Source organism: Xanthomonas cannabis (genome assembly GCF_040616535.1).
Classification (GTDB): domain Bacteria; phylum Pseudomonadota; class Gammaproteobacteria; order Xanthomonadales; family Xanthomonadaceae; genus Xanthomonas; species Xanthomonas cannabis.
The window spans coordinates 3395641-3415195 of record NZ_CP136580.1 but is presented as its reverse complement, the minus strand read 5'-3'; the positions used below and the strand labels follow the sequence as shown (position 1 = coordinate 3415195).

The window sequence follows — 19555 nt, the reverse complement described above, 5'->3', positions numbered from 1 at the left end:
ACCGATGGTATATGCGTTGTGCGGGAAATTAAAGTCCCGTTAACGAAAAAGAAGAAAGCCGTGAAAGCACGTGCGGCGGAGAGTGGTCATAACGCAAAACGCCACCGGCGGAAGCTCGGTGGCGCACTCAAAAATCCTTTTAAATCAGCGGATTAGAGGTCCTGCTCGTACCTGACGTACGGGATGGTGCCGTCGCTGTTGCTGTCGTTGTTCGGGGCAAAGGGGTTCTTGCCGCGGGAGATCACGTTCTCCGCGCCGACGGTCAGCTGGCCGCTCCAGGGGGTACGCCAGGTCAGGCCCAGGCCAAGCCCTTCCCATTTTTCCGGTTGGCCGGGGACGTCGACCACGCGGCCGATCACGTTCGCGCTGAAAGCCCCATAGCCACCGCCCACGCTGAGGGTCTTGCTGTCCCACTGGTCGGCAATCGCCGGGGAAACGTCGGCCAGCGGAACCAGACGGGCGCGGGCGTAGGTGCCGCCGATCGAGACGAAGCCTTCGCGGCCGATGTTCTTCTGGCCGAAGACGGTCAGGTCGTTCTGTTCGACCCGGGTCAACGGAGCCTTGCCTGCGCCGACCAGCCAGGCGGGCAGGGTGTCGCGACCGGTGCCTGCAGTGACCCCAACCCGGCCACCGGCACGGTTGAAGCCCAACGTCCCGGAAACGCGGCGCGCGGCAGCGGCGCTGTCTTCTTCTTCGTCGCCGATCCCGGCGAGCAGGCAGTGGCTGGCCAGCCCGCTGATGTTGGTGCCACGGCTGCTATTGCACAGCAAGCCAAGCGAATCGCCCGAGGTCAGGCCGAACGCAGCGTCCAGCGAGTTGCGGCCGAAATGCCAGCGCGCACCGGCTTTTTGCTCGCCTGTGGGCTCCAGGTACAGAAAGGCTTCCACCTTGCCGCTGCCCTTGTTCCACACCGGCAGGATCGTACTTTCGCGGAGCTGCTGGGACGTCGACTGCGCATGCACACCCGTGGCTGCCGCAAGGGCAACCAGCAGAGCGAGCGGAAGGCGCAGAAGGTGTCGCATACCAGAGATCAGACCCAGGGGCAGTTGTTAAGTTCCCGAGAGCGGGCAGGGAAGATGCTAGGGTGTTTATGATTATTTAACAAGTAGTCACGCTCCCCAGAACGCGCCCGCGATGCTCTCTACTGCAACCGTTCCGGCGCCTGCTGGGAGGGCTGCGCTGCGCTGAAAAGTACGTCCAGCTCGGTCAACGGAAAGTGATACTCACGGCCGCAGAATTCGCAGCGCACCTCTACCTCGCCGGTGTCTTCGGCGGCGGCGCGCGCTTCGGCCTCGCCCAGCGATTGCAGCATCGAAGCCACCCGTTCGCGCGAGCAGGAACAGCCAAAGCTGAGCGGCCTGTCGCCCAGCAGCTGGACATCCTCTTCGTGAAACAGGCGATGCAGCAGGTCCTCACCGGCCACCGACAGCAATTCCGGCGCGCCGAGGGTGTCGAACAGTGCACCGATGCGGGTCCAGCCATCATTGTCGCCTTCGTCGCCGGGCAGTTTCTGCAGCAGCAGACCGGCAGCCTGACCCGGGGCGGCCGCCAGCAGCAGGCGTGTTGGCAGCTGCTCGGACTGCTGGAAGTAGGTTTCGAAGGCTTCGGCCAGATCGGGGGCCTGCAGGCCGACCAGACTCTGGTAGCGCTGCGGCTCGCGCGGGTCCAGGCCGGGGTTCTCGATGGTGATGGCCAACAGTGCGCTCTCGCCCAGCTCGCGCAGGTCGGTGGGAGCATCCGCGCCATCGGCCAACTGCACGATGCCGCGCAAGGTGCCGGCAGCGGTGCATTCGGCAAACAGGGTGCGCAGGGTGTCGTTGCCGCGCAATTGCACCGACAGCCGCCCGTCGACCTTGGTATGGCCGGTGAACAGGGCCGACGCCACCGCCGCTTCGCCCAGCAGCTGGCGTGCCGCCGGCGGGTACTCGGCGGCGCCCTGGATGTCGTGCCAGGCCTGGGTCAGACGCACATGGACACCGCGTACGCCGGCGGCGGGCAGCAGGAAGCGGGAAAGCTGATCGTGATCGGTCATGGAGACATCGGACGTAAGGGACGCCGGTTGCCGGATAATGCGGCAGGCATCGGGATTGAAGGTCGAAGCACACTAATGGGGACGGATGCATTGGATGGCAAGCAGGGTGCGCCCGGGCGGCGCAGGCGCTGGCTGCGCTGGATACTGGCGGCACCGCTGCTGTTTGCGGCGGCCAGCGTGCTGCAGGTGCTGGTGCTCCGAGTGGTGGATCCACCGGTCAGCAGCATGATGGTGGCTCGCTATCTGGAGGCGTGGGGGGACGGCGACTGGAGTTTTTCGCTGCACCAGCAATGGCGCGACTACGAGAAGATTGCCGCCAGCCTGCCGATTTCGGTGGTGGCTGCAGAAGACCAGCAGTTTCCGATCCACCACGGTTTCGATCTGCAGGCCATCGAGAAGGCGCGCGATCACAACGCGCGCGGCGGGCGGGTGCGTGGCGCCAGCACGATCAGCCAGCAGGTCGCCAAGAACGTGTTTCTGTGGCAAGGCCGCAGCTGGGTGAGAAAGGGGCTGGAGGCCTGGTACACGGTGCTGATCGAACTGCTCTGGCCCAAGCAACGCATTCTGGAGATGTACCTCAACGTGGCCGAGTTTGGCGACGGGGTCTACGGCGCACAGGCAGCTGCGCGGCAGTTCTGGGGCAAGGATGCCGCCGGCCTGTCGGCCGCCGAGTCGGCGCGTCTGGCAGCGGTGTTGCCTTCGCCCCGTCGCTATGACGCACGCCGCCCCGGTGCCTATGTGCAGCGGCGCACGGCCTGGATCCAGCGTCAGGCGCGCCAGCTTGGCGGCGCTGCGTATCTGCAGGCGCCGTGAGCATGCGCAGCCTCGACGCAGCCCAGCCACCGGATGCCGCCGCGCGCCTGACGGTGGTGATCGCGGCCTATAACGAAGAGGCCAGCATTCCGTTGCTGCATCCGCGGCTGTGCGCCGTGCTGGCGGGCCTGCAGGACCTGCAGACCCGTGTGCTGTATGTCGATGACGGCAGTACCGATGGCACCTGGGACGTCGTGCAGGCGCTTGCGCAGGCCGATACGCAGGTGAGCGTGGTGCGGCTGTCGCGTAATTTCGGCAAGGAAGTGGCGGTCTCTGCCGGTCTGGACCATGTGTTGCCGGGCGCGGTGGTGCTGCTCGATGCCGATGGCCAGGACCCGCCGGAGTTGATCCCCGAATTCGTCGCGCTATGGCGTGCTGGATACGACAACATCTTCGGGACGCGGGTGTTCCGCGAAGGCGAGAGCTGGCTCAAGCGCAGCGCAGCGCACGCGTTTTACCGGGTGATCCGGCGCCTGTCGCGCACGCCCATTCCAGCCGATACCGGCGATTTCCGCTTGCTGTCGCCGCGTGTGGTGCAGGCCTTGCAGCAGCTCCGCGAACGCCACCGGTTCATGAAGGGATTGTTCGGCTGGGTGGGATTCCGTCAGGTGGCATTACCGTACCGGCGCGCGCCGCGGCTGTCGGGGCGCAGCAAATTCACCGTGTGGCGGTTGTGGAATTTCGCGCTCGACGGCATCACCAGTTTTTCCACCGTGCCGCTTCGCGCCGCCACCTATCTCGGGCTGCTGACAGCGCTGGCGGCCTTTGTGTTCGGGGCGTGGGTGGTGGTCAAGGCGGCGCTGATGGGCGACCCGGTGGCCGGCTGGCCGACCATGATGTCGGTGATCCTGTTCCTGGGCGGGATCCAGCTGATTGCGTTGGGATTGATCGGCGAATACCTGGGGCGCTTGTATGACGAAGCCAAGCAGCGCCCGCTGTACCTGGTCGATACCCACCACGGCGCGGTGGGAGTAGGCTGCGACGACCAGACCAAGCGCGGAGCGGGCCATGCAGACCGTACGACAGCTGTTGGGGACCAAGCAGGTTGAGGTATTCGCCGTCGCGGCCGATGCCGCGGTGATCGATGCGATCCGGCTGATGGCCGAGAAAGGCATCGGTGCGGTGCTGGTGATGGACGGGCAGCGCCTCGTCGGCATCGTGTCCGAGCGCGATTACGCGCGCAAGGTGGTGCTACGCGATCGGTCGTCATCGACCACCAGCGTTGCCGAAATCATGAGCACTGAAGTGGTGACGGTTTCGCCATCGGACTCGGTGGAGCGTTGCATGCAGCTGATGACCGACGGGCGCTTTCGGCATCTGCCGGTGGTCGAAAACGGCCGCGTGCAGGGCGTTGTCTCGATCGGCGATCTGGTCAAGGCGGTGATCGAGACCCAGCAGCGCGATATCGATCAATTGCAGCGTTATATCGCCAGCTGACCCCGCTGCGTTGTCGCGGTTGAAGCAGCTTGAACGCCTGAGGCGTGCTGCTGATTGGCGGCGTATCTGACGATGGCAGCGTGGCACCGGGCGTGGCTTGCATCGCCCGGTTGCAGGCAGATGTCGTGACGACGACTGTGCCGCCGTCCGTTTGCTCGCTGTTACTGCGCGTACTTGCCGCCGCAATCGCTGTCCTGCCCCGGGCCGGGCTCGAAGGTCGCCAGCAGCGCCGCCGGCGGCGCAATGCTGCCCAGCGCCACGGCAATGGCGCCGCGGACACCAAGTGCCTTGAAATCCGGGCGGAAGCTGGGGTCTTTGAAGGTGCCGGCAATGCGCAGCGGCGAGCGCAGGCTCAGGATGCTGCGGTCCTTGGGGCGCGGGCGCAGCAGCAGGTCGAGCGTCTCGTTCTTGAGGCTGATGGTGCCCTCGCCGACGATGATGGTGTCGGTGCTGTCGAAGGCCGATGCGCGCGACTGCATCAGGCCGTCCTGCACGCCGAAGTCGCCGAAGATGCAGCGCACCGGAATCTGGCGGTCCTTGGTGACCAGGTATTTCAGCGATTCGGCAATGTCCAGACCCGCCAGTTCCATGATCAGGTTGCCCACATGGCCGCGTCCCATGCCAACGCCGATCGAGCCGTCGGCAGTACCGAGCATTGCAGCGATCGAGTTGCCGCGACCGCGCAGGTCCAGCTCGCCGCCGATCGCACCGGAGGCCTGCTTGGCGAGCGTGGCATCGGGGAACAACTGGTCCAGGCGGATGCCACGAATGCCAGCTTTCAGCTGGGTCGTAATGACCTCGTTGCGCGCATCCATGCGGATGGTGGAGCGGATGTCACCACCGGCAACGCCGAAGTTGAGCGGGTCCAGCTGCAGCAAACCGTCCTTCAGCTTCAGCGTCGCATCCATGTCGTCCAGTGGCCAGGAGGGCGCATTGATGCGCTGCGCGCGCCAACGCACCTGCGCATCCATGGCGCGCAGCTTGGACAGGTCGTAGGGCGTGGTGGGCAGGACGCGCGCGCTGGCGGCCAGTTGCGCGGCCTGCTTCTTTTGCTCGGCGTTGGCCGACTCGTTGGCACCGGTCTTGGGCGGTGCACCGACGAAACCGGCCAGATCGTCGAAATCCAGTCGCTTGGATGCCAGGTCGGCGCGCAGCAGTGGACGCTTGTTGCGCAGGTCCACTTCGGCGGTGCCGGACAGGTCGCTGTCGCCAGCGGTGCCGGTGAACTTCTCGTAGCGCCACACGTCGCCATCGCGGCGCAGGCGGCCGTCGAGGGTGTAGGGCGGTGTGGACGGCATGGCCACGCCGGTCAGGGGATACAGGTCTTCCATGTCCTGGCCGCTGAGCGCCATCTGCAGATCGAACACCCGGAACTGGAACGGATTGGTCAAGGTGCCGCGCACATGCGTACGGGTTGCGCCAGCGCTGCCGCGTAGATCGATGCGGAAGGGGTGTTCGCTCTGGCTCAGCTCCAGCGGCGAGGCGGTATCGCCCTTCAACGTAAACGGGTAGCCCTTCCAGCGGCCCTTGCCATCGATGCCGATCGGTGCGGCGCGCTGGTCGCTGCTAGGCGGTGCAAGGCTGTTGATTGCCACGTCGATGTCCGAGCGGTTGGCATCGTCGACGTATTGCAGCCGCCCGTTGCTGACCAACAGACGGCCCAGGCGCGGCATGCTGCCGTCGCCATCGTTCTGGTCGAACACCCAATTGCCCGGGTGTGTGTCGTTGCCGGCTTCCAGCAGGATGGACGGCTGCTCGAGGCGAATCTCCGGCAGGCGCACCTTGCCGCGTAGCAGCGGCCATAGCTCGACATCGATCTCGGCAGCATTCACTTCCGCCATTGCGCCACGCTTGGACCAGGATGCATTGCCCAGCCGCATGCGCTCGCCGCGGACGGTGGTGGTGCGGCCCAGGTCCACATCCAGGTGCCCCAGCCGAAACTCGCGTCCGGTCTTGGCGCTGACCACGCGCTCGACCGGGCCGCGGAGCCAGTTCCAGTCGAACACCAGCACGAAGATCACGATGATGGCGGCAACGATGCCGGACCCGATCAGCCAGCGGCGGCGACGCGGTGAGCGGGAGGTGTGGGCAGCAGCGGCAGGGGTCACGTTGTTCACGTGCGCATGGTTGGCGATGCTTCGTGCACGGGGCGCGAACGCGCCACGCCGCCATCACACCACCTGTTCGATCACCGCAACGAAGTGGCAAGCGCTACCGGCAAGCACGAACAGGTGCCAGATGGCATGGAAGTAGCGCTGCGTATCGCGTTGATAAAAGTACGTGCCAAGGGTGTAGAAGAGCCCGCCGGCCAGCAGCCAGCACAGCGACCAGGTGTCGACCGAGGCAAGCAGAGGCTGGATCGCCACGATGATCAGCCAGCCCATCGCCAGATACAGGATGGTCGACAGCAACCGGAAGCGCCCGGTAAAAAACAGCTTGAAGATCACGCCTGCCGCGGCAATCGTCCAGATCGCGGCGAACAGGCCCCAGCCCCAGGGGCCGCGCAGATTGATCAGCGTAAACGGGGTGTAGGTGCCGGCGATCAACAGATAGATCGCGCAGTGATCGAGCACCTGCAGACGCGCCTTGGCGCCTGGATGCGGAATGGCATGGAACAGCGTGGAGGCGACGTAGAGCAGCACCAGCGTGGCACTGAACACGATGGAGGTGGCCAGTTGCCAGCCATCGCCATAGATGGCGGCCAGGGTGATCAGCACCGAGCCGCCCGCCAGGGCGGCGATGGCACCCAGGCCGTGGGTCACGGCACTGGCAATTTCGTCGCGCAGGTCGGTCGAGGGGGAAGCGTCTGCATTCATGCCAAAAAGGTACCGCAACTGCGCGCAATTCGCATTGCAGGCAGTAGCGTACGCTTGCGAAAGTTCAAGCGTGGGTCAATCGACTGCCTTGGCATGCGCATGTTCGCGGGTGGCCGAGAAGCGCACGTCCGGTGCGCGTTCCTGCGCGAGCTGTAGGTTGACGCGGGTCGGTGCCAGGTAGACCAGCTCGCCGGCGGCATCGATGGCCAGGTTGCCGGCATTCTTTTCGCGGAATTCCTCCAGCTTCTTGGCATTGGCGCAATGCACCCAGCGTGCGGTGGTGACGCTCACCGGCTCGAAGATGGCATCCACGCCGTATTCGTCCTTGAGGCGGTAGGCCACGACGTCGAACTGCAGCACGCCCACGGCGCCGAGAATCAGGTCGTTGCTCATCAATGGGCGGAAGAACTGGGTGGCGCCTTCTTCGGACAGCTGCGCCAGGCCCTTCTGCAATTGCTTGAGCTTGAGCGGATCACGCAGGCGCGCGCGGCGGAACAGTTCCGGCGCGAAGTTCGGGATGCCGGTGAACGACAGCGATTCGCCTTCGGTGAAGGTGTCGCCGATGGAAATGGTGCCGTGGTTGTGGATGCCGATGACATCGCCCGGCCAGGCTTCGGCAGCGATCTCGCGGTCGGAAGCCATGAAGGTCAGCGCGTTGGCGAGTTTGAGGTCCTTGCCGCTGCGCACGTGCAGGGCTTTCATGCCGGCGGTGAACTTGCCCGAGCACACGCGCATGAACGCCACGCGGTCGCGGTGCTGCGGGTCCATGTTGGCCTGGATCTTGAACACGAAGCCGCTGAGCCTGGCCTCGGTCGCTTCGACGCGGCGGCCGGTGGTGTCGCGTGCCTGCGGCGGCGGCGCGTGTTCGACGAAGAAGTCCAGCAGCGGCTGCACACCGAAGTTGTTGACGCCCGAGCCGAAGAACACAGGCGTCTGCTGACCGGCGCGATAGGCCTCCAGGTCGAACGGATTGCTTGCGCCCTGCACCAGCTCCAGCTCATCGCGCAGCTCGGCCAGCATCTGCTCGCCGATCTTTTCGGCCAGGCCGGGTGCATCCAGCGACGGAAAGATGGTCGAGTCCTGACGGGTGAAATTGCGCCCCTGTTCGTACAGATGCACTTCGCCCGTGATCAGATGAACCACGCCCTTGAGGCGCTGGCCCATGCCGATCGGCCAGGTGACCGGCGCGCACTGGATGCCGAGCACGGTTTCCACTTCATCCAGCAGCTCGATCGGGTTCTTGCCCTCGCGATCGAGCTTGTTGATGAAGGTCATGATGGGGGTGTCGCGCAGGCGGCAGACTTCCATCAGCTTGATGGTGCGTTCTTCCACGCCCTTGGCCACGTCGATCACCATCAGCGCCGAGTCCACCGCGGTGAGCACGCGGTAGGTGTCCTCGCCGAAGTCGGCATGGCCGGGGGTGTCGAGCAGGTTGACGATCTTGCCCTCGTACGGGAACTGCATCACCGAGGAGGTCACCGAGATGCCGCGCTCCTTTTCCAGCGCCATCCAGTCCGAGGTGGCGTGGCGGGCGGCCTTGCGGCCCTTTACCGAGCCGGCCATCTGGATCGCGCCGCCGAATAGCAGCAGCTTTTCGGTCAGCGTGGTCTTGCCGGCATCGGGATGGGAAATGATGGCGAAGGTGCGGCGGCGCGCGGCTTCGTTGGAGACTTCGGACATGGGCTGGGCGCGCCCGGTCGGACGCCTGCGGAAACTGAGGAAGCCGGTGATTATAGCGGCTTCGGCGGGCAGGCCCTGCCGGGTGATCTGCCGGAGCCGAGTGAGCCGCCCGGTGCAAGGCCGCTCAGGGGGCGGGGGAGGGAAATTGCAGTTCGCCCTGCGGGCCCAGCATGCGGAACGGCACCGACACCAGCTGCAGGTCTGCGTTGCGTTGCACCGAAAAGTGCAGGTGCGCACCGGTGCTGTAGCCGGTATTGCCGGAGGTACCCAGCCGCTGGCCGGTGCCGACGCGCTGGCCGGCGCGCACCTCCACCCCGTTCGGAGCCAGATGGGCGTACAGCGCCATGCTGCCGTCGGCGTGCAGCACCCGCACCAGGTTGCCGCCGCCGGCACTTGGGTCGTGCGCATGGCCCTCGCTCACGTCCTGGCGCACCTCCATGATCACGCCCTCGCGCGCCGCCAGTACCGGCGTGCCCTGCGGTAGTGCGAAGTCCACGGCGTACCAGTTGGGCAGATCCGCGTGGCTGAACTGGCCGCCAAACCCCTGATCCACCAAGATCTGCACGTCGCGGAACGGCAGTTGGTAGTGCACCGGTTGGGGCTGGGCGCGCGGATCGCCGGGGACGAGGTCCAGCTTGAGTCCCAGCCCGTCCAGCGTGCGTTGGTTGCTGGCCGGATACAGCCGCGTGAGCAGGCGACGCTCGCGTGCGGCCAGCGACAGGGTCTGCGGCAGCTGCGGCACGGCGCGATAGTCGTCGGTGGGTGGCGCACTCAGGCGCACTTGCGCCGGCCCGTCCAGCGGATTGGTCACCCACGCCAGATAGACCGGCGCCTGCCATTCCAGCTGCAGGGCCGGGCCGGCGCCGGTCGGGGCAGGGATGGCGGCAGGCGGGTTCATGGTCGTAGCGCTGCCCCAATGCCAGCGTTGCTGCGCCTGGACAGGCAGTGCAGCGCTCAGCAAGGCGGCCAGCCACACCGTCATATGCACGGGCGAACACGGGTAAGAAACGCGGTGAGGCACGCGATTGGCTTGGACGGGTGGGGGCGCAAGTATGCCGCCCATCACAGTGCTGGGTGGTATCGGATGAAAATATATCTTTCCATCCGCATGAAGAGATTGACATCGCACAAGGCCGGTGGCATCGTTGCCTCACCATCGAGACCGGCGGAGGGACAGGCCCTTTGATGCCGGGGCAGCCAGCGGAGCGCGCAAGCGCCCGCGTTTGGTGCCAAATCCTGCGGGGACCTTCGCGTCCGCCGAAAGATGGTTCGACTCGTGCCTTCCGCACGTCGAACGCGAGCTCCCGCGAAGCTCGATGGCCGATCCACCCCGGACATCGCCATGAGCCTCGTGACCACAGCATCGCCAACCACCATTGATTCTCCAGACACCCATGCCGCCGAGATCGACGGCCCGCTCGCTGTGCGCGGCGACATCGCCGTGTCCTTGCCGATGCGTCATGCCGGCATGCGCGAGGTGCGCCTGCGCTACGAGCTGATCGGTGCTGCCACTGCGCCGGTGGTGTTCGTGGCCGGCGGCATCTCGGCACACCGGCATCTGGCCGCCAGCGAGGTCTTTGCCGAAAAGGGCTGGGTGGAAGGCCTGGTGGGCACGGGCCGTGCACTGGACCCGGCGCGGCGCCGGTTGCTGGCGTTCGATTTTCTTGGCGCCGATGGCACGCTGGATGCGCCGATCGATACCGCCGACCAGGCCGACGCGATTGCCGCGTTGCTGGATGCGCTGGGTATCGCGCGTCTGCACGGCTTTGTCGGGTATTCGTACGGTGCGCTGGTCGGCCTGCAATTTGCCACCCGTCATTCCGGCCGCGTGGGCACCTTGATTGCAGTGAGCGGTGCGCATCGTGCGCATCCATATGCGGCGGCCTGGCGCGCATTGCAGCGTCGCGCGGTGGCGCTGGGCCAGCTGCAATGCGCGGAGCATCACGGGCTGGCGCTGGCACGGCAGTTCGCCATGCTCAGCTACCGCACGCCGGAAGAATTCAGCGAACGCTTCGACGCGCCACCGGAAGTGATCAATGGCCGTGTGCGTGTGGCGGCCGAAGATTATCTGGATGCCGCCGGCGCACAGTACGTGGCGCGCACGCCTGTCACCGCTTACCTGCGCTTGTCCGAATCGATCGACCTGCACCGCATCGAGCCGGCGCAGGTGCGCGTGCCCACCGTCGTGGTAGCGGTGGAAGGCGACCGTCTGGTGCCGCTGGCCGACCTGGTCAGCCTGGTCGAAGGCCTGGGCCCGCGCGGCAGCCTGCGCGTGTTGCGTTCGCCGTATGGGCATGACGCCTTCCTGAAAGAAATCGATCGCATCGACGCGATCCTCACTACTGCCCTTCGCAGCACCGGAGAAACCGCATGAGCTTTCGTGACCCTGCAGCCGCCCCTTGTACCGCCGCTACCGCCGCCGTGCGCGCAGGCATCGACCGCGATACCGCCTACGGTGCGGTGACCCCACCGATCGTGCTGTCGTCGAACTTTTCCTTCGACGGGTTCGGCAACAAGCGCCAGTACGACTACACCCGCAGCGGCAATCCCACCCGCGACCTGCTTGGCGAAGCGCTGGCCGAACTGGAAGGCGGCGCGGGCGGGGTGATCACCTCCACCGGCATGGGCGCGATCAACCTGGTGCTCAACGCGGTGCTGCAGCCCGGCGACACGCTGGTGGTGCCGCACGATGCCTATGGCGGCAGCTGGCGCCTGTTCAATGCGCTGGCCAAGAAAGGCCACTTCGCGCTGATCACCGCCGACCTCACCGATCCGCGTTCGCTGGCCGATGCGTTGGCGCAGTCGCCCAAGCTGGTGCTGATCGAAACCCCGTCCAATCCGCTGCTGCGCATCACCGATTTGCGCTTTGTCATCGAAGCGGCGAAGAAGGTCGGTGCGTTGACCGTTGTGGACAACACCTTCCTGTCGCCGGCGCTGCAGAAGCCGCTGGAATTTGGTGCCGACCTGGTGCTGCATTCCACCACCAAGTACATCAATGGCCATAGCGACGTGGTGGGTGGCGCGGTGGTGGCACGCGATGCCGAGCTGCATCAGCAGCTGGTGTGGTGGGCCAACGCGCTGGGCCTGACCGGCTCGCCGTTCGATGCCTTTCTCACCTTGCGCGGCCTGCGCACACTGGACGCGCGACTGCGCGTGCACCAGGAAAACGCCGACGCGATCGCTGCATTGCTGGATGGGCACGCGGTGGTCAACCAGGTGTATTTCCCGGGACTGGCGGCGCATCCGGGCCATGCGCTGGCCGCGCGCCAGCAGAAGGGCTTTGGCGCGATGATGAGTTTCGAATTGAACGGCGGCGAAGCGGCGGTGCGCGCGTTTGTCGATGGATTGCGCTATTTCACCCTGGCCGAGTCGCTGGGCGGGGTGGAAAGCCTGATCGCGCATCCGGCCTCGATGACGCACGCGGCGATGACCGCCGAAGCGCGCGCTGCGGCCGGAATTTCCGATGGGTTGCTGCGGTTGTCGATCGGCATCGAATCGGCCGAAGACCTGCTGATCGATCTGCGCGCCGGTCTGGCGCGCGCCGAGGCCACCCTGACCACCGACACCCGCAAACAGGTCGACGCGTGAGCAGCGTGCTGCCCGAGTCGCGTCGTGCATCGGCCGCATCGGTGACCCCGACCCCACGCCTGGCCCTGTTGGGTACCGGCACCGTGGGCCGTGCCTTCGTGACGCGCTACACCGCGTTGCAGCAACGCCAGCTCCGGTTGCCGCGCTTCGACTGGCTGGCCAATTCGCGCATTGCCCACGACTGTGGCGTAAGTGCGGAGCAGGCGCTGCAGCAGGCCAATGCCGCCCCGCGCGGGCAGGCGGTGTTGCAACCCTGGGCAGAAACGGTGGCGCTGCGCGCCGGCGATGTGCTGGTGGACGCGACCGCCAGCGACGTGGTGGCCGACTGGCATGTGGAATGGCTGGGCCGCGGCGTCCACGTGGTCACCGCCAACAAGTTGGGCCAGGGCACGGCATTGGCGCGGGCGCAGGCGCTGCAGGCCGCGCGCCATGCCACCGGCGCGCATTACGGCGACAGCGCCACCGTGGGCGCCGGCCTGCCGGTGTTGAGCAGCGTGCGTGCGCTGGTGGCGGGCGGCGACCATATCCATTCGATCGAAGGTGTGTTGTCGGGATCGTTGGCATGGCTGTTTCACCGGTACGACGGCAGTGGTGCGTTTTCCGGCTGCGTGCGTGAAGCGGTGGCAGCCGGCTATACCGAGCCGGATCCGCGCATCGACCTGTCTGGCGAAGACGTGCGACGCAAGCTGTTGATCCTGGCACGCGCGGCCGGCTGGCAGCTGGAGGCCGAGCAGGTGCATGTGGAATCGCTGGTGCCTGCCGGCCTCGCCAACGTGCCGTTGGGCGAACTGCATGCGCACCTGGAGGCGCTGGATGCCGGGCTTGGTGCGCGCTGGCAGCAGGCGCGCGCCGCAGGGCGCTGCCTGCGCTTTGTCGGCCGGGTGGACGCGCATGGTGCAAGCGTGGGCCTGCGCGAGCTGGCGCTGGATCACCCGCTGGCGGGTGGTGCCGGCACCGACAATCGTGTCGCCATCAGCAGCGATCGCTATCGCGCGCAGCCATTGCTGATCCAGGGGCCGGGCGCGGGTGCCGAGGTAACGGCGGCTGCGTTGCTGGATGACGTGTTGCGGATCGTGGCCGGGTAGCTGGTTGAGAGAGCGGGGCGGCGCAGGCTCTCCGTGGGGGACGTCGTCGATGCGCATGCGGTCGATGGCGTCATCGACTGCGCGGATAACCTGGTTGCACGCCGCGATTGCAAGCGTCTCCAGCAGCAGCTCGCCGGTACGCGAGCTGTTGCTTTCAGGGATGCGTTGGTCATGCCAGTGGTGTTGCCGCCGGTGCTGCTTACCGCGTCACCGCCTTGAGTAACGCGGCATTGAAGCGTGTTGGGTCCTGCACCTGCGGCGAATGCCCCAGGTCGGCGAACTCGACCAGTGTCGCATTCGGAATTGCGGCCGCCGCGCGCTTGCCCAGCGTGGTGTAATCGCCGACGCGCGCCTTGACCTGCGGCGGTGCGGTGTCCTTGCCGATGGCGGTACGGTCCTTGAGGCCGATGAACAGCGTGGTCGGCACCGCCAGTTTTGGCAGTTCGTAGACCACCGGTTGGTTGAACACCATGTCGTAGGTCAGTGCCTGATTCCAGGCGACCGCCTGCCTGCCGCTGCCCAGCGACATGCCGGCCTGCATGCGCGCCCAGCGCTCGAATTCCGGCTTCCATTGGCCGGCGTAGTACACGTCCATCTGGTACTTCTTGATCCGCTCGAAGCTGGTTTTCAGTTCGTTGTCGTACCAGGCGTCGACGCTGCGCCAGGGGATGCCTTCGGCTTTCCAGTCTTCCAGCCCGATGGGGTCGACCAGTGCCAGATGTTCGGTGGCTTGCGGGTACATCAGCGCGTAGCGAATCGCCAGCATGCCGCCCATCGAATGGCCAACCACCACCGCACGTTCGATGCCGAGCTTGGTCAACAGCGCATGCGTGTTGTCGGCCAGTTGCGCAAACGAAAACTGATAGGCCGCCGGTTTGCTGGATTTGCAGAAACCGATCTGGTCCGGTGCGATCACGCGGTAGCCGGCCTTGCTCAGGGCCGCGATGGTGGTTTCCCAGGTGGCGGCGCAGAAGTTCTTGCCATGCAGCAGCACCGCGGTGCGGCCATTGGGTGTGCCGGTTGGCGCAACATCCAGGTAGGCCATTTCCAGCGGCTGCTGTTGCGAGGTGAATGCGTAGGTCTTGACCGGGTGCGGGTAGTCGAAGCCTTCCAGGCGCGGGCCATAACTGGCTTCCTGCGCCATCAGCGGACTGCAGGCCAGGGCGAGCGTGAGGGTGCAAGCGCGCTTTTGCATCGTGATCTCCATCCGAATCCAGCCTGTGACGGTACAGTCGGAGATGTGGTGGGGACGTACAGCCGGGTAACGTCTGGCGGGCGCTGCCGGCGCGTTGCTGGCGATGGCGTGGGTGACCAGCGCAGGCGCCGATGCCTGTTGCCCTCATCCGCGCTTCGCGCACCTTCTCCCGCGTGCGGGAGAAGGGGAGTGCATCGGTTCGCGCGAGGTCCAGTCCTCGTTGGCGCTTTGCGCCCTGTGCTGACTGCGCGGGAGAAGGGGAGTGCATCGGTTCGCGCGAGGTGCTGCCACGTTGGCGCTCTGCGCCCTCTGTTGACTGCGGGAGGAGGGGAGTGCACCGGTTCGCGCGAGGTGCTGCCTCGTTAGTACTCTGCGCCCTCTGCCGACTGCGGAAGAAGGGCAGTGCAGCTGTTCACGTCAGGTGTTTTCGTGATTCGAGCTGTGCGCCCCTCTCCTGCTTGCGAGACAGGGGCCTTACATCAACGCGCGCCTGGCAAACCTTTTGCCTGGAGATCGGCGCGCATCTGTGTGGCGGATTGTTTCGACACTCCAAGCGCTCACTCGGTGCCACTCTCGCTCACGAATGACTCAACATTCGATGACGTTTACCGCCAGGCCGCCGCGGCTGGTTTCCTTGTACTTGTCCTGCATGTCGCGGCCGGTGTCGCGCATGGTCTTGATGACCTTGTCCAGCGATACCTTGTGCTTGCCGTCGCCGCGCATGGCCATGCGGCTGGCGTTGATGGCCTTCACCGCGCCCATTGCGTTGCGCTCGATGCACGGGATCTGCACCAGCCCGCCGATCGGGTCGCAGGTCAGGCCGAGGTTGTGCTCCATGCCAATTTCGGCGGCATTTTCGATCTGTCCTGGGTTGCCGCCGAGTGCGGCAACCAGGCCACCGGCGGCCATCGAGCAGGCCACGCCCACTTCGCCCTGGCAGCCGACTTCGGCGCCGGAAATCGAGGCGTTTTCCTTGTAGAGGATGCCGATGGCCGCGGCGGTGAGCAGGAAATCGAAAATGCGTTGCTCGGAGGCGCCGGCGCAGAACCGGTCGAAGTAATGCAGTACGGATGGAATGATGCCGGCCGCGCCGTTGGTGGGCGCGGTGACCACGCGCCCGCCGGCCGCGTTTTCTTCGTTGACCGCGAGCGCGTACAGGTTGACCCAGTCCAGCGTGGTCAACGGGTCGCGCATGGCCGCTTCGGGTTTGGACGAGAGTTCGCGGTATAGCGCTGGTGCGCGGCGCGAGACGTTCAGGCCGCCCGGTAGCGTGCCTTCCTCGCGGATGCCGCGCGCCACGCAGGACTGCATTGCACTCCATAGCTCGCGCAGGCCTGCACGAATCTCGTCCTCGCTGCGCCAGCTTTTTTCGTTCTCGAACATCAGCGCGGCGATGCTCAGGCCGCTGCGTGCGCATTGCGCGAGCAATTCGTCGCCACTGAGGAATGGGTAGGGCAGCGGCGTCTCGTCGGCCACGATGCGGTCGTCGGCAGCGTCGTCCTGATTGACCACAAAACCGCCACCCACCGAGTAGTAATCGCGCGTGGCGATCACCGCCTCATTGGCGTCGTAGGCGGTAAAGCGCATGCCGTTGGTGTGGTACGGAAGCTTCTGCCGCTTGTTCATCGGCAGGTCGCGCTTTTCGTCGAAGCCAATCGCGTGCTGGCCCATCAGGGTGATGCGCTTGCTGGTGCGGATGCGCTCCAGCGTGGCGGGGATGATGTCCGGATCGATCAGGTTCGGGCGATGGCCTTCCAGCCCGAGCAGCACCGCCTTGTCGGTGCCATGGCCGCGGCCGGTCAGGGCCAGCGAGCCGAACACTTCGGCACGGATGCGCACCACGTCCTGCAGGCGCCCGGCATCGAGCAACCACCGGTGCACGAAGCGCTCGGCGGCACGCATCGGCCCCACGGTGTGGGAGGAACTCGGACCGATACCGATCTTGAACAGGTCGAACGTGCTGACAGCCATGCGTGCCGGAGAGGTGAGCGTAAAGCCGGCTATTCTAGTCGCTCGACGATTGCGGCACGGCTGCAGCGCAACATGAGACCTGTCCGGTGGCTCTGACCCTGTACCAGCGCGACGATTGCCATCTATGCGACAAGGCAGTGGAAGTGCTGGCGCAGGCGCGCGCGGGCGAGTTCGGCAGCGTGTTCATCGACGATGATGTGGCGCTGGAGTCCGCTTACGGTGCGCGGGTGCCGGTGCTGCGCGATGCCCGCGGACGCGAGCTGGCGTGGCCGTTCGATGTACCCACGCTACGTGCGTGGCTGCAGGGCGCCGGCAGCTGAGCAAGCCGATCCGGCGCCGCAACGATCTGCAGGTGGCAGCGCAAGGGGCGACGGCGAAGCTGGGTGCCGGCGAGGCCGGCCAGGTCCGCTCGCGTCAGCGGCACCACTGGTCTTCGCAAGGCACGCCGTCGCCGTCACCATCCATCCGGGTGTCGGGGCAGTGCTGCAATACGTACCTGGCATCGGCGCAGGAGGTCATCTGCGAGCAATGCGTGCGCCCTGCGCAGCTGAACTGCGGCGATGCCGCAGCGGCGGTCGCTGGCGTGCGTGACGGCGCGGGTGTCTGGTCGGGGACCGCTGTTGGTGCAACCAGGTGGGCCAGCCGATCGCGCTGCTGGTAGGCCACTGCGCCACCACCGACCAGCAGCATGAGCAGCAGCACCTTGCCCAGGCTCAGCCCTTGTGCGGGATTGGTGGGCGAGACCGCGCGTGGCGTGGAGCGGACGGGTCCGGCGCCATGCCCAGCGGCGCGCATGATGCGCACTGCGCGTCGGCGGCCGTCGGGACCCGGTTCCGTTTCGAACGAGATCAACTCGCCCACCCGCGGCGGCTCCGGGCTGCGTGGGAATGCGGAGACATGCACGAACACGTCATCCCCGGCGTGGGCGGGCGTGATGAAGCCAAACCCACGGTCGGTATTCCAGCGGGTCAAGGTTCCGTGGGTGCGCATCGTCGGCGTCCTGAAGTGGTGGCCGAGTCTAGCTGTCTTGCGGTGTCATCCGACGCACGGGCAGAAAAAAGCGGCGGACCCGACGAGTGGCCCGCCGCTCAATGGCCGCGTCCGGTTGCGGCCTGCGGCGTTACTTCACCTTCAACACGACCTTGGTGCTGATCGCGGTCTCGTTGGGGATGGTCTTGGTGTCGGCCCAGTCGCCGCCGCCCACGCCGAAGTCCAGCCGCTTGACCACCGCCTTGCCGGCCAGCACCGGCTGCGCGCCGGGGGTCCAGGTGAAGGTGAGCGTGACCGGCTTGCTGACGCCACGCAGTTCCAGGGTGCCGTCGGCGGCGTACTGGTTGCCGCCCAGGGCACGGAGCTTGTCGGCGCGATAGCGTGCGGTGGCGAACTTGGCGACATTGAAGAAATCCGGCCCCTGCAGGGTCGAGTCGCGGTCGTTGTTGCCGCTGATCGCGCCGGCCAGCGGAATGCGCACATCGAGCTTGGCACCGGCAAGATTCGCCGGATCGAAACTCAGCGTGGTGTCGAAGCCGGGAAATTTGCCGGTAAACACTTCCCCGTCGTACTTGCTGGCGAATACCAGGGTCGAGCCAGGGGCCTGGACATAGTCGGCCGCCAGCACCGGCACGCTGGCGAAGGTGGCGACCAGCGACGCGGCGACCAGCAAGGGAGAGGCGAACAGCTTGGACGTCATGGGAATTCCTCAGGATTTGGGGGAGAGCCAACCGCGCGGCAGCATCCGCACCAGGGTGGCATCGCGCTGGAACAGATGGTGGTACAGCGCAGCGCCGGCGTGCGCCAGTACCACGGCAATCAGCAGCCAGAAGCCCCACTCGTGGATGGCGTGGGAGGTGGCGCGCAGTTGCTCGTCCGGCGCGCTGAGCTTGGGCACCGGGAACAGGCCGAACCACCGGAACGGACGCAGGCCGCTGCTGGAGTCGTATAGCCAGCCGGACAGCGGCAGGGCGAAGATCATGGCGTACAGCAGCCAGTGGGTCAGCCCGGCGATGCGCTCCTGCCAGCGCGGCGTGCCTGCCACCGGTGGCGGCGCCCCCGCATGGAGCCGCCAGCCCAGCCGTACGATCACCAGTGCCAGCACGGTCAGCCCGAGCGACTTGTGCGCGGTGTAGACCCAGAAATACTTCGGTGTCTTGGGCAGCTCGCCCATGGTCAGGCCAACGATGCCCAGGACCAGGATCAGACCTGCGATCAACCAGTGCAGGGCCTGGCTGATGCCGCCCCAGCGTTCGATGTTCTTCAGGGTCATGTGCCGGATTCCTGGCTGGCGGGCGGTGCTGGGGAGGTGGCTGGCGGTGGGGCCGCGTCATCGTCGGCGCGTCCTTCGCGGACGGCTTCGGCTTCGATGCGCAGTTCGACCGTGTCGCCGATCATCGATTTCCACGCATCCACGCCGAACGCGGCACGGCTCAGCGTGGCCGTGGCCGAGAACCCGGCGGTGCGGCGGAACGGTGGCAGCGGGTGGCGTTTGAGCGCATTGAGGGTGACGTCCAGGGTCACGGGGCGGGTGACGCCGCGCAAGGTCAGGTTGCCGGTGACCCTGGCACGGTTCTCGCCGCTGGTTTCCACGTGCGTGGAGACGAAATGCGCGTCGGGGAACCGCTCGGCATCGAGTAGGTTGCGTGCCAGGGTGGCCTGGTTCCATTTGGCATCGCCCAGGTCGGCGCGCTGCAGCGGCACGCTAACGTCCAGCCGCGCCGACGCCCAGTCTTCGGGGTCGAACACCAGCGTGCCGCTGCTACCGGACACGGTGCCCAACGCCTTGGAAAACCCGGCATGTTCGACCGCGAACAGCACCCGGGTGTGCACCGGGTCCAGTGCATAACGCACCGGCGCGGCGGTAGCGGCCAGGCTGGTCAATGCCAGGGCGGGAAGGAGCAGCAGGCGGGCAAGAGGCGTCATGGGCGGATTCTAGACACATCCC

Annotated in this window: 19 protein-coding genes and 1 riboswitch; of the genes, 7 read left to right on the top strand and 12 right to left on the bottom strand. The window is 66.3% G+C overall.

Annotated elements, in window-relative coordinates; translation table 11 throughout:
• Positions 1-152 precede the first annotated feature (152 nt).
• Both RZV17_RS14595 and RZV17_RS14590 read right to left on the bottom strand, forming a co-directional pair.
• On the bottom strand, positions 153-989 hold the full coding sequence (locus tag RZV17_RS14595) for a hypothetical protein (RefSeq protein ID WP_047697435.1): 837 nt from the start codon (positions 987-989) through the stop codon (positions 153-155).
• Between the two features lie 152 nt (positions 990-1141).
• Complete coding sequence (locus RZV17_RS14590) at positions 1142-2032, bottom strand: Hsp33 family molecular chaperone HslO (protein ID WP_355604475.1); 891 nt, start codon at positions 2030-2032, stop codon at positions 1142-1144.
• Between the two features lie 75 nt (positions 2033-2107).
• On the opposite strand from RZV17_RS14590, the gene mtgA reads away from it, so the two are divergent.
• The 3 genes from mtgA to RZV17_RS14575 are packed head-to-tail and all read left to right on the top strand — an operon-like array spanning position 2108 to position 4282.
• Positions 2108-2845 carry a monofunctional biosynthetic peptidoglycan transglycosylase gene (mtgA, locus tag RZV17_RS14585; RefSeq protein ID WP_047697395.1) on the top strand — a complete coding sequence of 246 codons (738 nt, stop codon included), beginning with the start codon at positions 2108-2110 and terminating at the stop codon, positions 2843-2845.
• 2 nt (positions 2846-2847) lie between these two features.
• Entirely contained in the window at positions 2848-3894 is a 1047-nt protein-coding gene (locus tag RZV17_RS14580) for a glycosyltransferase family 2 protein (RefSeq protein WP_166749070.1), read from the top strand.
• Positions 3854-4282 (top strand): CBS domain-containing protein, encoded by a 429-nt coding sequence (locus RZV17_RS14575; protein WP_104579822.1) that lies wholly within the window; start codon positions 3854-3856, stop codon positions 4280-4282. The genes RZV17_RS14580 and RZV17_RS14575 overlap by 41 nt, the downstream gene beginning before the upstream one ends.
• Before the next feature lie 161 nt (positions 4283-4443).
• Here RZV17_RS14575 and RZV17_RS14570 read toward each other — a convergent pair whose 3' ends face one another.
• The 4 genes from RZV17_RS14570 to RZV17_RS14555 all read right to left on the bottom strand — a co-directional run bounded on the left by RZV17_RS14570 (position 4444) and on the right by RZV17_RS14555 (position 9760).
• The gene (locus RZV17_RS14570; protein ID WP_355604470.1) at positions 4444-6399 is read right to left on the bottom strand and encodes an AsmA family protein; all 1956 of its coding nucleotides are present in this window, start codon (positions 6397-6399) and stop codon (positions 4444-4446) included.
• 54 nt (positions 6400-6453) lie between these two features.
• Positions 6454-7098, bottom strand: coding sequence for a hemolysin III family protein (locus tag RZV17_RS14565; RefSeq protein ID WP_039413436.1), 645 nt, complete (start codon positions 7096-7098; stop codon positions 6454-6456).
• A 75-nt stretch (positions 7099-7173) separates the two neighbouring features.
• Positions 7174-8778 (bottom strand): peptide chain release factor 3, encoded by a 1605-nt coding sequence (locus tag RZV17_RS14560; protein WP_047697401.1) that lies wholly within the window; start codon positions 8776-8778, stop codon positions 7174-7176.
• Between the two features lie 124 nt (positions 8779-8902).
• Entirely contained in the window at positions 8903-9760 is an 858-nt protein-coding gene (locus tag RZV17_RS14555) for a M23 family metallopeptidase (protein WP_355609402.1), read from the bottom strand.
• Between the two features lie 168 nt (positions 9761-9928).
• Positions 9929-10049: riboswitch (SAM riboswitch) on the top strand.
• A gap of 71 nt (positions 10050-10120) precedes the next feature.
• Between RZV17_RS14555 and RZV17_RS14550 the strand changes: the two genes are divergently transcribed.
• From RZV17_RS14550 to RZV17_RS14540, 3 genes are read left to right on the top strand one after another with little or no spacing between them, the layout of a single operon-like run.
• On the top strand, positions 10121-11152 hold the full coding sequence (locus RZV17_RS14550; protein WP_355604466.1) for a homoserine O-succinyltransferase: 1032 nt from the start codon (positions 10121-10123) through the stop codon (positions 11150-11152).
• Positions 11149-12366: an O-succinylhomoserine (thiol)-lyase gene (locus tag RZV17_RS14545; protein WP_047697407.1), complete on the top strand. Its 1218-nt coding sequence runs from the start codon at positions 11149-11151 to the stop codon at positions 12364-12366. Before RZV17_RS14550 ends, RZV17_RS14545 begins: the two co-directional genes overlap by 4 nt.
• A complete protein-coding gene (locus RZV17_RS14540; RefSeq protein WP_355604463.1) occupies positions 12363-13451 on the top strand; it encodes a homoserine dehydrogenase in 1089 nt (362 codons plus the stop codon). The genes RZV17_RS14545 and RZV17_RS14540 overlap by 4 nt, the downstream gene beginning before the upstream one ends.
• 199 nt (positions 13452-13650) lie before the next feature.
• Here the strand turns inward: RZV17_RS14540 and RZV17_RS14535 are convergent, their stop codons facing one another.
• The gene (locus RZV17_RS14535; protein WP_355604460.1) at positions 13651-14658 is read right to left on the bottom strand and encodes an alpha/beta hydrolase; all 1008 of its coding nucleotides are present in this window, start codon (positions 14656-14658) and stop codon (positions 13651-13653) included.
• A gap of 576 nt (positions 14659-15234) precedes the next feature.
• Entirely contained in the window at positions 15235-16617 is a 1383-nt protein-coding gene (locus RZV17_RS14530) for an L-serine ammonia-lyase (RefSeq protein WP_047697415.1), read from the bottom strand.
• Between the two features lie 86 nt (positions 16618-16703).
• Here RZV17_RS14530 and RZV17_RS14525 point away from each other — a divergent pair, with 86 nt between their 5' ends.
• A complete protein-coding gene (locus tag RZV17_RS14525; RefSeq protein WP_355604457.1) occupies positions 16704-16937 on the top strand; it encodes a glutaredoxin family protein in 234 nt (77 codons plus the stop codon).
• 94 nt (positions 16938-17031) lie between these two features.
• Here the strand turns inward: RZV17_RS14525 and RZV17_RS14520 are convergent, their stop codons facing one another.
• The 4 genes from RZV17_RS14520 to RZV17_RS14505 all read right to left on the bottom strand — a co-directional run bounded on the left by RZV17_RS14520 (position 17032) and on the right by RZV17_RS14505 (position 19533).
• Positions 17032-17607, bottom strand: coding sequence for an excalibur calcium-binding domain-containing protein (locus RZV17_RS14520; protein WP_355604454.1), 576 nt, complete (start codon positions 17605-17607; stop codon positions 17032-17034).
• 130 nt (positions 17608-17737) lie between these two features.
• Complete coding sequence (locus tag RZV17_RS14515; RefSeq protein WP_355604451.1) at positions 17738-18307, bottom strand: YceI family protein; 570 nt, start codon at positions 18305-18307, stop codon at positions 17738-17740.
• Between the two features lie 9 nt (positions 18308-18316).
• Positions 18317-18880, bottom strand: coding sequence for a cytochrome b (locus RZV17_RS14510; RefSeq protein ID WP_179454375.1), 564 nt, complete (start codon positions 18878-18880; stop codon positions 18317-18319).
• Positions 18877-19533: a YceI family protein gene (locus tag RZV17_RS14505; protein WP_179454374.1), complete on the bottom strand. Its 657-nt coding sequence runs from the start codon at positions 19531-19533 to the stop codon at positions 18877-18879. The genes RZV17_RS14510 and RZV17_RS14505 overlap by 4 nt, the downstream gene beginning before the upstream one ends.
• Between the last annotated feature and the right edge of the window lie 22 nt (positions 19534-19555).

What these genes read in the sequence shown, in the direction of transcription:
- RZV17_RS14520 (WP_355604454.1), bottom strand. Translation starts at nt 17,607, where the DNA reads ATGCGCACCCACGGAACCTTGACCCGCTGGAATACCGACCGTGGGTTT.
- RZV17_RS14580 (WP_166749070.1), top strand. Translation starts at nt 2,848, where the DNA reads ATGCGCAGCCTCGACGCAGCCCAGCCACCGGATGCCGCCGCGCGCCTG.
- RZV17_RS14560 (WP_047697401.1), bottom strand. Translation starts at nt 8,778, where the DNA reads ATGTCCGAAGTCTCCAACGAAGCCGCGCGCCGCCGCACCTTCGCCATC.
- RZV17_RS14545 (WP_047697407.1), top strand. Translation starts at nt 11,149, where the DNA reads ATGAGCTTTCGTGACCCTGCAGCCGCCCCTTGTACCGCCGCTACCGCC.
- RZV17_RS14535 (WP_355604460.1), bottom strand. Translation starts at nt 14,658, where the DNA reads ATGGAGATCACGATGCAAAAGCGCGCTTGCACCCTCACGCTCGCCCTG.
- RZV17_RS14510 (WP_179454375.1), bottom strand. Translation starts at nt 18,880, where the DNA reads ATGACCCTGAAGAACATCGAACGCTGGGGCGGCATCAGCCAGGCCCTG.
- RZV17_RS14530 (WP_047697415.1), bottom strand. Translation starts at nt 16,617, where the DNA reads ATGGCTGTCAGCACGTTCGACCTGTTCAAGATCGGTATCGGTCCGAGT.
- RZV17_RS14515 (WP_355604451.1), bottom strand. Translation starts at nt 18,307, where the DNA reads ATGACGTCCAAGCTGTTCGCCTCTCCCTTGCTGGTCGCCGCGTCGCTG.
- RZV17_RS14555 (WP_355609402.1), bottom strand. Translation starts at nt 9,760, where the DNA reads ATGACGGTGTGGCTGGCCGCCTTGCTGAGCGCTGCACTGCCTGTCCAG.
- RZV17_RS14550 (WP_355604466.1), top strand. Translation starts at nt 10,121, where the DNA reads ATGAGCCTCGTGACCACAGCATCGCCAACCACCATTGATTCTCCAGAC.
- RZV17_RS14575 (WP_104579822.1), top strand. Translation starts at nt 3,854, where the DNA reads ATGCAGACCGTACGACAGCTGTTGGGGACCAAGCAGGTTGAGGTATTC.
- mtgA (WP_047697395.1), top strand. Translation starts at nt 2,108, where the DNA reads ATGGGGACGGATGCATTGGATGGCAAGCAGGGTGCGCCCGGGCGGCGC.
- RZV17_RS14590 (WP_355604475.1), bottom strand. Translation starts at nt 2,032, where the DNA reads ATGACCGATCACGATCAGCTTTCCCGCTTCCTGCTGCCCGCCGCCGGC.
- RZV17_RS14505 (WP_179454374.1), bottom strand. Translation starts at nt 19,533, where the DNA reads ATGACGCCTCTTGCCCGCCTGCTGCTCCTTCCCGCCCTGGCATTGACC.
- RZV17_RS14565 (WP_039413436.1), bottom strand. Translation starts at nt 7,098, where the DNA reads ATGAATGCAGACGCTTCCCCCTCGACCGACCTGCGCGACGAAATTGCC.